We start from the raw sequence: 13,706 nt of genomic DNA, 5'->3' as shown, positions 1-13,706 counted from the left end.
GATTTTCGGGCACACAAGGGCAATGCCGTACTCGTTTGTGGCTCTACTACGGTGAAATATCCGGGCTAGCCCAATACTGGCAAGCGGTGACAGCTATGTTTTCAGGAGAAGTAAGCGGGAAATATGGGCCGTGCGCACCGGCGCTTAGAACGTGTTCATGATCTCGAATGAAGGTGTGGGGGACGCGGTTCGGGATGGGTTGCGAGGCGCAAACCACAGCAATAGCTTGGCTATTGCGAGGATTTGCAACGACGCAGACCGCCCGAAGCCGCGCTCGCACACCCATGAGGAGATCGTGAACACGTTCTTAGGCCCAGTGCTGCGCAGGCGGCGCACGGGCCTGGAACCGCCGCAGCGGTGCGGCTGCTGGCACGGCGTGCGCATGCCATGCCGGGGTGGCGGCCGGAAACGGCTCGGCCCCATGCCAAACGAACAGGGGCAGGTCATGGCCATCGTGGCCCAGCTGCTCGAACTCCCAGCAATCGAGCACCGCATGGTGCTGAAACAGCCCAGCCAGCGTGCCCGTGGGCTGCGGCCCGGCCTGCCCCGCCGTGGGCTGGGCCAGTGCCACCACCGGCGGCAAGTGCAGCACACTGTGCATCCGCCCCAGCATGGGGCCAAGCACCACCAGCAGCGCCAGCCAGCAGACCAGCGCACGCGCACGCCAGCCGCCATGGGCTGAAGGGCTGAAACGCAGGGAGGGCAAACGCATGCGGGGCAAAAGATGGTTTTTTACAGAAACCGGCGATTATGGCCGAGCCGATGGGGGGCGGGTGCCTACTCCTGCGGCATCACCATCTCCAGCCAGTCGTACAGGGCACCCAAGATTTCTTCGCCCGCCTCGTCCACGGTTTCCGAGAGGGTGTCGATTTCTTCTGACAACTGCTGCGCCGTGCGGCCCCCGCCCTGGCCGTGCAGCAGCACCTGGGCGCAGTGTTCGCGCCAGCGGGTTTGCTCTTCGGGGCGCAGGGTTTCGGGCCAGTTGCGCGCGCGCCAGCGAAAGACCAGCTCGGGCAGGCGCGGATCGTCAAAACCGGTGTTGTCCACGGCCAGCTCTTGCGGCAGCAGTTCGCGCAGCTGGTTCAGGCGGCGGCGGTCTTGCGCCCCGACAAAGCCGCCGTACAGGTTTTCCTCGGGCAGCACGGGGGTGGCGGCCGTGGCTGGGGCCGTGGCATACACCTGCTGCCACAGGGCGCTCATGTCGGGCAGGTCGCGGGCGATCAGGGCGTGCTGCAGGCAGGCATCCACATCCAGGCCCCAGCGCTGCGCCATCTCGGGGGTGAGGGTTTTGAGGTTGCGCACCACCATGGGCGATTTGTTGATGTGGATGGTCTTCATCGGCAGGCGCGTCACCCCTTCGGGCAGTTCGCTGCTGCGGGTGAACAGGCGCTGGCGCAGGGTGTCGGCATCCAGGCTGCGCAGTTCGCTGGGGTCGGCGCGCAAGTCCCAGGCGATGATTTCGTTTTTGTTCACCGGGTGCTGGGCCAGCGGCCACATCAGGGTGATGCAGCCGCGCTCGGCCGCAATCATGCCGCTGACGTGCAAAAACGGGCGGGCATGGGTGGCGGTAGCAGGCAGGCCCAGCTCTTTTAAAACACCGTCTTTTTTGTGCAGGCTCAAGGCAAAGTCAAACAGCTTGGGCTGCTTTTCCTGAATCAAGCGGGCCAGGGCGATGGTGGCCTGCACATCGCTTAAGGCATCGTGGGCTTTTTCGTGCCACAGGCCGTTGGTGCGGGCCAGGTCTTCCAGTTTGAACGAGGCGCTGCCGTCTTCTTTTTTGGGCCACTGAATGCCTTGTGGGCGCAGGGCATAGACCATGCGCACGACATCCAAAATGTCCCAACGGCCACAGCCGTTTTGCCATTCGCGGGCGTAGGGGTCGATCAGGTTGCGCCAAAACAGGTGGCGGGTGACTTCATCGTCAAAGCGGATGGTGTTGTAGCCCACGCCGATGGTGCCCGGCTGGCTGAAGGCCGCCTCGATCTGGCGGGCAAAGCTGTCTTCGCTCACGCCCTGGGCCAGGCACTGCTGGGGGGTGAGGCCGGTGATTAAACAGGCTTCGGGGCTGGGCAAATAGTCGGGCGCGGGTTTGCAAAACAGCACCAGCGGTTCGCCAATTTGGCGCAGCTGCAGATCGGTGCGGATGGCGGCAAATTGCGCGGGGCGATCACGGCGTGGATTGGCACCGAAGGTTTCGTAGTCGTGCCACAAGAAAGTGGTTTCAGGCATGGTTGGGCTTGGTTTTGATTTGAAAAAAGGGGGTTACAACAAGGGCGAAAAGAGCCGCGCCACCGCATCGCCCAGCCGCTGGGGCAAGGGTTGCGGGCGGTGTTCAAAGATGCGCTCGGCCTGGGCCAGGTCGCGGCTGAATTGGTCGGCCAGCTGCTGGGCAAACACGGGGGTATAGACCAGGGCGCAGACTTCGTAATTCAAACGAAAGCTGCGCGTATCGAAATTGGCGGTGCCCACCATGCCCAGCATGTCATCGACCACCATGGTTTTGGCGTGCAGCATGCGCTTTTGGTAGAGGTACACCTTCACGCCACACTCCAGCAATTCATCAAAATAAGAGCGTGCAGCGCACGTGACTAAAAGGGAATCACTGCGCTCAGGCACTAAAACCCTTACATCTACACCGCGCAGCGCTGCACTGGTAAGAGCAAGCAGGGCCGCCTCGGTCGGCACAAAGTACGGCGTGGCCAGCCACAGGCGCTGGTGTGCGGCGTAGCAAGCATCGACAAACACGCGGTGAATGGCCTCCAGCGGGCTATCGGGGCCCGAGGCCATGATTTGCGCCAGGGCGGGCCCATCGTCCTGCGGGGGCAACAGGGCGGCAAAGTCCTGCGGCATGGCCGGGTGGCGGTAATCCAGCGCATAGGCCCAGTCTTCTAAAAACACATGCTGCAGCCAGCTGACCACGGGGCCTTGCAGGCGCAGGTGGATGTCGTGGTAGGCGTGACAGGGATCGGCCTGCAGGCGTTTGTCCTCGGTATCGGTGATGTTCACGCCGCCAGTAAAGCCCAGGGTGCCGTCAATCACCACAATTTTGCGGTGGGTGCGAAAGTTGATCACCGGGCGCAGCCGCCGCCCCAGTTTGGGGGGATGAAACAGCGCCACCTCGGCCCCTGCATCCAGCAGCGCCTGGTAATGCCGACGGCCCAGGCGTTTGGAGCCCAGGGCATCGACCAGCAAGCGCACCTGCACGCCGGCCTGGGCCCGCTCGGTCAGGGCCTGCAGCACACGCTGGCCGGTGGTATCGGGCTCAAAAATGTAGTACTCCAAATGCACATGGTGCTGGGCCTGGCCAATGGCGTGCACGATGGCATCAAAGGTGCGCGCCCCGCCAACGAGCAGCTGCACCTCTTGGGCGGTGGACAGGGGCAGCTGCGTGGCATTGCTGACCAGGCGCACCAATTGCTGCAGCCGCGCAGGCGCTTGGGCTGCGCGGTCGCGCAAATGCGCCAGACTTTGGCGGCGCATGCGTGCTTTGCGCCGGCTGCGCAAGCGCTTTAACCGCTGGCGGCGAAAGCGCCGGGGGCCAAAAACAAAATACACCAGCAGCCCCACCACCGGCAGCACCGCCATAGACAGCAGCCAGCCAATCGTCGCCACTGGTGCCCGGCGTTGCAGCAAAATCCAGGCCCCCACCAGCACCAGGTAGAGCGACCAGATGATCGACAGCGCCAGGGCCAGGTGGCCATGGGCCAGCCACTGCTGCCCAAGGTGCCAAAGTGCTGGTAAAGAAGCCATCAGGTGCAAACAGTAAGCGGCTGCCCGCAGGTCATACCGGGGCACCCGCCACGGTCAGATCGTGCAGAAAATCCTGCGCTGCTGCCAGCACCTGCGCCACCTGCTGGCGGTGTGGGTGGTGCGCACAGTCCAGCAGCAGCACCTGCCCATGGGCCACCCCGGCGGCAATGCGCTGGGCAAACTGCGGGCTGCCGTACTCATCGTGCTGGCCGTGGATGGCCAGCACCGGGCACGGCACCTGCGGCAAGACGGGGTCGAGCGACCAGTCGGCAAAATCCGGGTGCAGCCACACATCCGTCCAGGCGCGAAACACCCAGTCCAGGCGCGGGCCATGCCACTTTTGCAGGCGGGCCCACTGCTGGGGATCGGCAAAAAACCGCTGCGCCGCACGGATGCCCTCCAGCGTCTGCGGCTGCACATAGGCCTGCGCCGACAGGGACAGCACCGCCTGGCATTGCGCCGGATGCGCCGCCGCAATGTGCAGCGCCATCACCGCCCCCACGCTGTGGCCCAGCAGGGCGTAGCGCTCAAGCCCCAGCGCGGCCACCAGGGCCGGAAAGTGCTGCTGCGCCTCGTGCGCGATGAACTGCAGGCTGGGCGCATCGCTGCGCGGGCTGGATTGGCCAAAGCCCAGGCGGTCGTAGGCCAGCACCTCGCGCCCGGTGGCCTGGGCCAGCCGGGCAGGAAAGTCATGCCACTGCCCCACCGACCCCAGCGATTCGTGCAGCAGCACGATCGGGCAGGCCGCGCCGCTGGTGGCCGACGCGGGCTGCCAGCGTTGCACAAAAACCTGCCCTCCCGGCACATCCACCATGAACGATTGCGTTTGCACAGTCCGTCTCCTTCTATTGTTTTTGGTTGTTTAGAACGTGTTCATGATCTCGAATGAAGGTGTGGGGGATGCGGTTCGGGATGGGTTGCGAGGCGCAAACCACAGCAATAGCTTGGCTATTGCGAGGATTTGCAACGACGCAGACCGCCCGAAGCCGCGCCCGCACACCCATGAGGAGATCGTGAACACGTTCTTAAGCCAACGGCACCTGCGCCCACACCCGCGCTTGCAATTCCAACGGCAATTCGCTGGCCAAGGCGGTGTGCTCACGCTCGTGGTGGTGCTCAATCACATGGCGCAGGGCGTGGATGGCATCCAGCAAATACAGGCTGGCGCGGCGCTGGGCCAGGGCATCCACCGGGGGTTTATCCAGCACCAGCTGCAGGCGCTGCGCATATTCATCGGCCAACAAAGCGATGCGCTCGTGCTCCAGCAAATACACCTTGGCCGCCCAGCGGGCCCCTTCGGGCACATGGGGCAAGAGTTCTTGGTTTTCGATGCGAATGTGTTCGTCCAAGGCTGTGCGCCATTGGGTGAAAACTTCTTTGGCCTGGATGAAGTCGCCGCCCACGATGTCGAGCAAATGGGCGTTCAGCAGGGCTTCGATGCGTTCGTGCTGGTCTTGAAAAAATTGGGACATTGTGAGTAATGAATAGCTTGTACCGCTTGATAAATAAGGCTTTAAAGATTATTTATCTTTAAAACTGTTTATATACCTACGAAACCAGCTCCTTGATTGATAGCATGCAGAAAAAAAGCCGGTTCCTGAGAACCGGCTTTTATCACAAGGCCCCAAGGCTTAATCCGTGGCAGTGGCCGCAGGCGAAGGGGTTTGCCCCTCAGGGCTGGTTTCATCGGCGCTTTGGATGTCCAGCAGCACATCGCCCGCACCGTCTTTGGCGGCAGCATCCCAATCCACCGTCAAGCGCCCACCGCGCACCAAGCCGCCAAAAAGCAGCTCATCGGCCAGCGCCTTGCGGATGGTGTCCTGAATCAGGCGCTGCATGGGCCGTGCGCCCATCAGGGGGTCAAAGCCCTTGGCCGCCAGGTGCTTGCGCAGGGTGTCGGTAAAGGTGACTTCCACCTTTTTCTCGGCCAGCTGCTGCTCCAGTTGCAGCAGGAATTTATCGACCACGCGCAGAATGATCTGCTCATCCAGCGGCTTGAAGCTGACCGTGGCATCCAGCCGGTTGCGGAACTCGGGTGTGAACAGGCGCTTGATGTCGGCCATCTCGTCACCTGCCTGGCGCTGGGTGGTAAAGCCAATCACGGCCTTGTTCATCGCCTCGGCCCCCGCGTTGGTGGTCATGATGATGATGACGTTGCGAAAATCCGCCTTGCGCCCGTTGTTGTCGGTCAGCGTGCCGTGGTCCATCACCTGCAGCAGCACGTTGAAAATGTCCGGGTGGGCTTTTTCGATTTCGTCCAGCAGCAGCACGCAATGCGGCTTTTTGGTGATGGCCTCGGTCAGCAGGCCGCCTTGGTCGTAGCCCACATAGCCGGGGGGCGCACCAATCAGGCGGCTGACGGCGTGGCGCTCCATGTATTCCGACATATCAAAGCGCACCAAGTCCACGCCCAGGATATAGGCCAGCTGTTTGGCTGCCTCGGTCTTGCCCACGCCGGTGGGGCCGCTGAACAAAAAGCTGCCAATCGGCTTTTCCGGCTTGCCCAGGCCCGAGCGGGCCATTTTCACGGCACTGGCCAGTACTTCCAGCGCCTTGTCTTGGCCGAACACCACGCTTTTCAGGTCGCGCTCCAGCGTTTGCAGCTTGCTGCGATCGTCCTGCGAGACGTTGGCCGGGGGAATGCGGGCAATTTTGGCGACGATGTTTTCGATGTCCACGCGCTCGATGCAGGCTTTGCGCTCTTCAAGCGTGCGGATGCGCTGGGCGGCACCGGCTTCGTCAATCACATCAATCGCCTTGTCGGGCAGCTGGCGGTCGTTGATGTATTTGGCCGACAGCTCGGCCGCGGCCTGCAGCGCCTCGGTAGCGTAGGCAATGCCGTGGTGCTCTTCAAAGCGGGTTTTCAGGCCTTTGAGAATTTCCACGGTTTCAGGCACGCTGGGCTCGACCACATCGACTTTTTGAAAGCGCCGCGACAAGGCGGAGTCTTTTTCAAAAATGCCCCGGTACTCGGTGAAGGTGGTGGCACCAATGCACTTGAGCTGGCCGCTGGACAGTGCCGGTTTGAGCAGGTTGCTGGCGTCCAGCGTGCCGCCCGAGGCCGCACCGGCCCCGATCAGGGTGTGGATTTCGTCGATGAACAAAATCGCGTTGGGTTTGTCCTTGAGGGTTTTGATCACGCCTTTTAAGCGCTGCTCAAAATCGCCCCGGTACTTGGTCCCGGCCAGCAGCGCGCCCATGTCCAGCGAATAGACCGTGGCCTCTTCCAGCACTTCGGGCACTTTGCCTTCGGTGATGCGCCAGGCCAGGCCCTCGGCAATCGCCGTTTTGCCCACGCCAGCCTCACCGACCAGCAGCGGGTTGTTTTTGCGGCGGCGGCACAGGATTTGGATGGTGCGCTCCACCTCGTAATCGCGGCCAATGAGCGGGTCGATCTTGCCCTCGCGGGCGGCTTGGTTCAGATTCAGCGTGTACTGCTCCAGCGGCGAGGCTTTTTCGCTGCGCTCGTTGCCGCCCTCCTCGCTCTCGGCCGGGTTGTCGGCTTTGGCCGGTTCGTTTTGGTCGGTTTTGCGGATGCCATGGGCAATAAAGTTCACCACGTCCAGCCGCGTTACGCCCTGCTGGTGCAGGTAGTACACGGCGTGCGAGTCTTTCTCGCCAAAAATGGCCACCAGCACATTCGCGCCAGTAACTTCCTTCTTGCCGTTGCCGGTGGACTGCACGTGCATGATGGCGCGTTGAATCACCCGCTGAAAGCCCAAGGTGGGTTGGGTATCAACCTCCTCGGTGCCGCTAATTTGCGGGGTGTTGTCTTTGATGAAATTGGTCAGCGAAGCGCGCAAATCGTCCAGATTGGCGGCGCAGGCCCGCAGCACTTCGGAGGCGCTGGGGTTGTCCAAGAGCGCCAGCAGCAGGTGCTCGACGGTAATAAATTCGTGGCGTTGCTGTCTGGCTTCTACGAAGGCCATGTGCAAGCTTACTTCCAGTTCTTGTGCAATCATTTTGCTTACTCCTTTGCGCTTGCGGATGGTATCAATGCCTTGAAAGACTTAATGGTTAAGACGCATATAAGGGCGGTGAAGTTTCATTCAACCGGTTCGCTCACCGCTTGCAGCGGATGACCTGCATGTTGGGCGGCCATGAGCACTTGTTCGACCTTGGTATTGGCAACGTCGCGCGAGTACACGCCACAGATGCCACGGCCGTCGAGGTGAATTTTCAGCATGATGCGGGTTGCCTCCTCTCGGTCTTTGCCAAACAGCTCTTGCAACACGTCAATGACAAACTCCATGGGCGTGAAATCGTCATTGAGCAAAACCACTTGAAACATCGGCGGCGGCTGCACTTGAAGCGTTTGGCGCTCCAACACGACGGAGTCGCTGCCCTCCTCCTTGGGAGGAAAAAACTCCGGCTTCTTCGGCGTGTAGGGGGGGTTACGGGTTGCCATATTGAAAATTCATTCTAGCCAGCCGCCTTCAGGGTAAGGCCAGCATTAAGAGGATAAAAACCTAGGTTTAACCAGTAAAAAAACGGGGAAAAAAGAAAATACGGGCGCTTTTAACGCCACACCACGTGGCAAGCGCTGCTGCCCACCACGCTGCGCCAATCGGCCAAGGCGGCATCGCTGGGATAAAAAACGTGCTCGGGGCCAAAGTCCAGCTCCACTTCGGCCTGGCCATCGGCCCCTTGGCACTGCACCACTATGCGCAGGCGCAGCCCTCGGGCCAAGGTGGAGCCATCTTGGCCTACTTCAAGCGGGGCGGGGTAGGTTTGCAGCAAGCGGGCAATGGCCGGGGCCAGTTCTATGTGCGCAGGTGCCTGCACTTGCCAGTAGCGGGCCAGGCGGCTGCGGGCATCGGCCAGGCTCCAGACCTGGGTGGCCTTGATGCGCAGTCCACCGCTGAAGTGGTCGTGCTGCACCTTGCCTTGCAGCACCACAAACTCGTCGTCCTTGAGCACATCTTTGGCCGCGGCCAAGGTGGCCTCATCCACCGAGGCCTCTAGCGTGGCGCTTTTATCGTCCAGCTTGAACAAGCACAGCTTGCCGCGCTGGCCGTTGATCACCCGCAGGTCACTGACGATGCCAGCCAGCAGTTGCGGCTCGCGGCTATCGGCCAAATCGGCCAGGGGGGTGCGGATAAATTGCCGCACTTCGCTTTCCACCTCATCAAACAAATGGCCGGAGAGGTAAAAGCCCACGGCCGTTTTCTCTTGCATCAAACGCTCTTTGATCCCCCAGGGAAGCGTCTGGGGCAACTCAGGCGCTTGGCTGCTGGCCCCTTGGGCATCGTCACCCATCATGTCAAACAGCCCCCCTTGGTGGGCGTTGGCCCATTGGGCGTTGGCAAATTCAAAAGCGGCATCTGTGGCGGCCATCAACGCAGCGCGGTTGCGCTCAATGCTGTCAAAAGCACCGGCTTTGATCAAAGCTTCCAGGGTGCGCTTGTTGAGCTTGGCGCGGTCCACCCGGGTGCAAAAGTCCCATAGGCTTTTAAACGGCCCTTGCACATGGCCTTGGGGGCCAGGGCCTTGGCCATTGCGGGCGGCAATGATGGCTTCAATGGCCGCTTGCCCCGAGCCCTTGATGGCGCCCAGGCCGTAGCGAATGACTTTGTCCGTCACCGGCTCAAAGCGGTAGCCGCCCCGATTCACATCCGGCGGCTCAAACGTCAGGCCCATTTTCAAAGCATCTTCGTGCAGGACTTTGAGCTTGTCGGTGTTGTCCATCTCCACGGTCATGTTGCCGCAGAAGAACTCGGCCGTGTAATGCACCTTGATCCACGCCGTGTGATAGGCCAGCAGCGAATACGCCGCCGCGTGCGATTTGTTAAACCCGTAGCCAGCAAACTTTTCCATGAGGTCAAACACCTCATCGGCCTTCTCGGGGGGGATGCCCTGCTTGCCCGCCCCTTCGCGAAACAGCAGGCGGTGCTGGGCCATCTCTTCGGGTTTTTTCTTGCCCATGGCGCGGCGCAGCAAGTCGGCCCCGCCCAGGCTGTAGCCGCCCAGCACCTGCGCAGTTTGCATCACCTGCTCTTGGTAAACCATGATGCCGTAGGTCTCGGCCAGCACTTTTTCGACCAATGGGTGCGGGTACTCAATCACCTCGGTACCGTGCTTGCGGGCCACGAAGGAGGGGATCAGGTCCATTGGCCCTGGGCGGTACAAAGCGTTCAGGGCAATCAGGTCTTCCAGGCGGCTGGGCTTGGCCTCTTTGAGCATGCCCTGCATACCGCGCGATTCAAACTGGAAGACGGCCTCGGTCTTGCCCTCCTGGAACAGCTTGTAGGTGGGCCAGTCGTCCAGGGGAATGTCTTCAAACTTGAAGTTTTCCTGTCCCTTGTGGCGTTTTTGGATGAATTCGCGGGCAATTTCCAAAATGGTCAGCGTGGCCAGGCCCAAAAAGTCAAACTTCACCAGGCCGATCTGCTCCACATCGTCCTTATCAAACATGGACACCGCCGAGTCGCTGCCCGGCTGCTGGTACAGCGGGCAAAAATCGGTCAGCTTGCCCGGCGCAATCACCACGCCACCGGCGTGCATGCCAATGTTGCGCGTCATGCCCTCGAGCTTTTGCGCCATTTCGATCAGGTTTTTAACGTCCTCTTCTTTCTCCAGGCGCTCGGCCAATATCGGCTCGGCTTGCAGGGCATAGGTGTATTTGTCGCCCTCTTTGGGCGGATTGGGCGGGTAGCGCAGCGTGACGTGCAGGCCCGGTTTATTCGGAATGAGCTTGGAGATGCCATCGCAAAAGCCATAGCTCATGTCCATCACCCGCCCCACATCGCGAATCACCGCCCGCGCGGCCATGGTGCCAAAGGTGGCAATCTGGCTGACGGCATTGCGGCCATAGCGCTCTTTGACGTACTCAATCACCCGATCGCGGTTGGCCTGGCAAAAATCCACGTCAAAGTCGGGCATGGAGACGCGCTCGGGGTTCAAAAAGCGCTCGAACAGCAAGTTGTAGTGAATCGGATCCAGGTCGGTAATCTTCAGCACATACGCCACCAGCGACCCCGCCCCTGAACCGCGCCCTGGGCCCACCGGGCAGCCGTTGTTCTTGGCCCAGTTGATAAAGTCGGCCACGATCAAAAAGTAGCCCGGAAAGCCCATTTTCAAAATAATGCCCAGCTCAAACTCCAGCCGCTCCAAATACTTGGGCCGTTGGGCATCCCGCTGGGCCGGATCGGGGTAGAGCTGGGCCAGGCGCTCTTCCAGGCCGTTGAGCGACTCTTGGCGAAAAAACTCCTCCGGGGTCATCCCGGGCGGCACCGGAAAATCGGGCAGAAAGTTTTTTCCTAGCGTTAGGCCCAAGCTACACCGGCGTGCAATCTCTAAAGTGTTCTCTAATGCAGAAGGAATATCCGCAAACAGCTCCTGCATTTGTAGCGAATTTTTAAAATACTGCTCCTGGGTAAAGCGGCGCGGGCGCTTGGCATTGGCCAGCACCTCGCCCTCGGCAATGCACACCCGCGCTTCGTGGGCTTGAAAATCGTCCGGCCGCAAAAACTGAATCGGCTGGGTGGCCACCACCGGCAATTGCAGCCGCGCGGCCAGCTCTACCGTTTGGGCGACCAGCGCCTCGTCTTCGGCACGGCCAGCGCGTTGCAGCTCCAAATAAAAGCGGTGCGGAAACATTTCAGCCAACGCCAGCGCATGGCGGCTGGCCGTGGCCGCGTCCCCGCGCAGCAAGGCCTGGCCCACCAGGCCGGTATGGGCACCCGACAGCACGATCAGGCCCGCGTGCAGCTCTTGCAACCACGCCCAGGCAACCTGGGCCTGGGTTTGGGTTTTGCCCAGCGGCTGTGTCCAGGCACGGGCCAAGATTTCGGACAGGTTCAAATACCCTTGGTGGTTTTGCACCAGCACCAGCAAGCGGCTTTCGCCCTCATCGCCCTGGGGCTGCATCACCAACTCGGCCCCCAGCACGGGTTTGACCCCTTTGCTGCGGGCGCTTTTATAGAACTTCAAGCCGCCAAAGAGATTATTCAAATCGGTGATGGCCAAGGCGGGCTGCCCATCGGCCTGGGCAGCTTTTAAAACATCATCGATACGGCAGGTTCCGTCCACGACGGAAAACTCAGTGTGCAGGCGCAGGTGAACAAACATAGGGGCGCCATTGTAGAGAATGGCCCTGCAATCTCTGCTCAGGAGGGCTCAGATAGGCCGCTACAATGCAAGCCGCTTGGCCGCGCCCTCTGACCAGCGCAGATTAACAGGGCAGGCATTTTTTCGATTGATTTGAAAGCTGCACCCATGCTGCGTTTTGCACGCCCTGCTCTTGTGACCACTTTGGCCCTGGCCGGCTTGTTGGCTGGCTGTTCTACCGTCGAAGAGGATAAAACCGCCAACTGGACACCCGAGCGCATCTACACCGAAGCACGCGATGAAGCCCAGAGCGGTGGTTACGAACAAGCCGTGCCCCTGTTCGAAAAACTCGAGGGCCGCGCCGCCGGAACCCCTTTGGCCCAGCAGGCCCAGCTGGAAAAAGCCTACGCCCAGTACAAATCGGGCGAAAAAGCCCAGGCTGTGGCCACGCTGGATCGCTTCATGAAGCTGCACCCCAGCAGCCCGGCGTACGACTACGCGCTGTACCTCAAGGGCATTACCAACTTCAACGACAACCTGGGCCTGTTTGCTTGGCTGTCGCGCCAAGATCTGTCAGAGCGTGACCAAAAAGCGGCCAAAGAATCGTACGAATCTTTCTACGAGCTGACCCAGCGCTTTCCCGACTCGCGCTACGCACCCGATGCCCTGCAGCGCATGACCTACATCATCAACTCGCTGGCGCAGTACGAAGTCCACGTGGCCCGCTACTACTACCAGCGTGGTGCCTATGTAGCGGCCATTGCCCGGGCACAAACGGCTTTGTCGGAATACCAAGGGGTGCCGGCCAGCCAAGAGGCGTTGAAAATTTTGGTCAAGTCCTACGACCAACTGGGCATGCACGACCTGCGTGACGATACCCAGCGCGTGCTGGAGACCAACTTCCCCGGAACCAGCAAAGACTCACCGCTGCTGAAAAGCCAAAATCCCTGGTGGAAACTTTGGTAAGCCTCAGGCCTTAGGGGCTGTTTTTAATAAAAATTGGCCAATTCCGGCAGTTGCAGCAATGCGGCATGGTGGCCAGCCGCGATGGCCTCTTCGGCACGGTGAAAATCCAGCAAGCCCAAATGGGCCAAGCGCGGGGTGATCAGCACCTCGGGCGGGTCGCCTGCCAAACGGCTGCGGCTAATGCGCATTTGCATGATGTTGATGCTGTTGAGCCCAACATCCAGCACCGATGGCATTTGCGCCGTGCTGGCCGCCACAGCGGGCAGCGACTCTTCTTCTGCGGTTTTCTCAAAGCGCAACGGATGCCAACGGCTCAGCCACGACGATGGCGTGGCGGCGGTTTCCTCCGCATCCACCACCGGCAAGGCCTGGCGGCGGCGCATGATATCGGCATTCAAATCCACGGCAATCACCACATCGGCCCCCAGGGCACGGGCCACCGAGACCGGCACCGGATTGACCAGCCCGCCATCCACCAACCAGCGCCCTTGCGTGGCCACCGGCGTAAACAAGCCCGGTAGCGCGATGGAGGCCCGCACAGCATCGACCAAGGGGCCACGGCGCAGCCAGACTTCAGCCCCGGTGTACAGATCGGTGCTGACGGCGGCAAACGGCAGCTGGCACTCTTCGATGGTGGTGCGGCCAAAATAGTGCTGCATGGACTTCATCAACCGATCGCCTTTGAGGATGCCGCCCGACCAGCGAAAGTCCATAAACTGAAAAATCTTGCGCCGGTCCAGCGCCAAAATCCAATCGGTAAAGCGATCAATTTCTTTGGCGGCGTACACCGCGGCAATCAGTGCGCCAACTGAGGAGCCACACACAATATCGGGCCGCACCCCCGCTTCTTGCAAAGCTTTTAAAACCCCTAACCCGGATATTTCACGCATGTAGCCAACGGCGTGCGCAGCGGGGCATCGCGGCGCGGATTTGAGCGAGCA

The 13,706-nt window shown here is 60.9% G+C and carries 10 protein-coding genes; 1 reads left to right on the top strand and 9 read right to left on the bottom strand.

Features of this window, described 5'->3' with window-relative positions; all coding sequences use genetic code 11:
• Positions 1–307: 307 nt before the first annotated feature.
• The 8 genes from ACFO24_RS07315 to dnaE form a co-directional block, all read right to left on the bottom strand.
• A complete protein-coding gene (locus ACFO24_RS07315; protein ID WP_207576045.1) occupies positions 308–712 on the bottom strand; it encodes a hypothetical protein in 405 nt (134 codons plus the stop codon).
• A gap of 65 nt (positions 713–777) precedes the next feature.
• Positions 778–2,229 carry an exodeoxyribonuclease I gene (gene sbcB, locus ACFO24_RS07310; RefSeq protein WP_377737743.1) on the bottom strand — a complete coding sequence of 484 codons (1,452 nt, stop codon included), beginning with the start codon at positions 2,227–2,229 and terminating at the stop codon, positions 778–780.
• A gap of 33 nt (positions 2,230–2,262) precedes the next feature.
• Positions 2,263–3,750 carry a cardiolipin synthase gene (gene cls / locus ACFO24_RS07305; RefSeq protein ID WP_377737742.1) on the bottom strand — a complete coding sequence of 496 codons (1,488 nt, stop codon included), beginning with the start codon at positions 3,748–3,750 and terminating at the stop codon, positions 2,263–2,265.
• 31 nt (positions 3,751–3,781) lie between these two features.
• Positions 3,782–4,582, bottom strand: a complete 801-nt coding sequence (locus ACFO24_RS07300; RefSeq protein ID WP_377737741.1) for an alpha/beta fold hydrolase — start codon at positions 4,580–4,582, stop codon at positions 3,782–3,784.
• 193 nt (positions 4,583–4,775) lie between these two features.
• Positions 4,776–5,222 (bottom strand): hypothetical protein, encoded by a 447-nt coding sequence (locus ACFO24_RS07295; protein ID WP_377737739.1) that lies wholly within the window; start codon positions 5,220–5,222, stop codon positions 4,776–4,778.
• A 159-nt stretch (positions 5,223–5,381) separates the two neighbouring features.
• Positions 5,382–7,712 (bottom strand): ATP-dependent Clp protease ATP-binding subunit ClpA, encoded by a 2,331-nt coding sequence (gene clpA, locus ACFO24_RS07290; protein WP_377737738.1) that lies wholly within the window; start codon positions 7,710–7,712, stop codon positions 5,382–5,384.
• Between the two features lie 83 nt (positions 7,713–7,795).
• On the bottom strand, positions 7,796–8,158 hold the full coding sequence (gene clpS / locus ACFO24_RS07285; protein ID WP_207576050.1) for an ATP-dependent Clp protease adapter ClpS: 363 nt from the start codon (positions 8,156–8,158) through the stop codon (positions 7,796–7,798).
• Between the two features lie 110 nt (positions 8,159–8,268).
• A complete protein-coding gene (gene dnaE, locus ACFO24_RS07280; protein WP_377737737.1) occupies positions 8,269–11,820 on the bottom strand; it encodes a DNA polymerase III subunit alpha in 3,552 nt (1,183 codons plus the stop codon).
• Positions 11,821–11,967: 147 nt separating this feature from the next.
• Between dnaE and ACFO24_RS07275 the strand changes: the two genes are divergently transcribed.
• Complete coding sequence (locus ACFO24_RS07275; protein ID WP_377737736.1) at positions 11,968–12,765, top strand: outer membrane protein assembly factor BamD; 798 nt, start codon at positions 11,968–11,970, stop codon at positions 12,763–12,765.
• 23 nt (positions 12,766–12,788) lie between these two features.
• Here ACFO24_RS07275 and ACFO24_RS07270 read toward each other — a convergent pair.
• Positions 12,789–13,706 (bottom strand): patatin-like phospholipase family protein (locus ACFO24_RS07270; protein ID WP_377737735.1); only part of this gene is annotated, 918 nt, incomplete at its 5' end.

It is taken from the genome of Comamonas denitrificans (genome assembly GCF_042654745.1).
Lineage (GTDB): Bacteria > Pseudomonadota > Gammaproteobacteria > Burkholderiales > Burkholderiaceae_C > Comamonas > Comamonas denitrificans.
The sequence above is the reverse complement of the archived record's forward strand: the minus strand, read 5'-3'. Positions and strand labels throughout refer to the sequence as shown.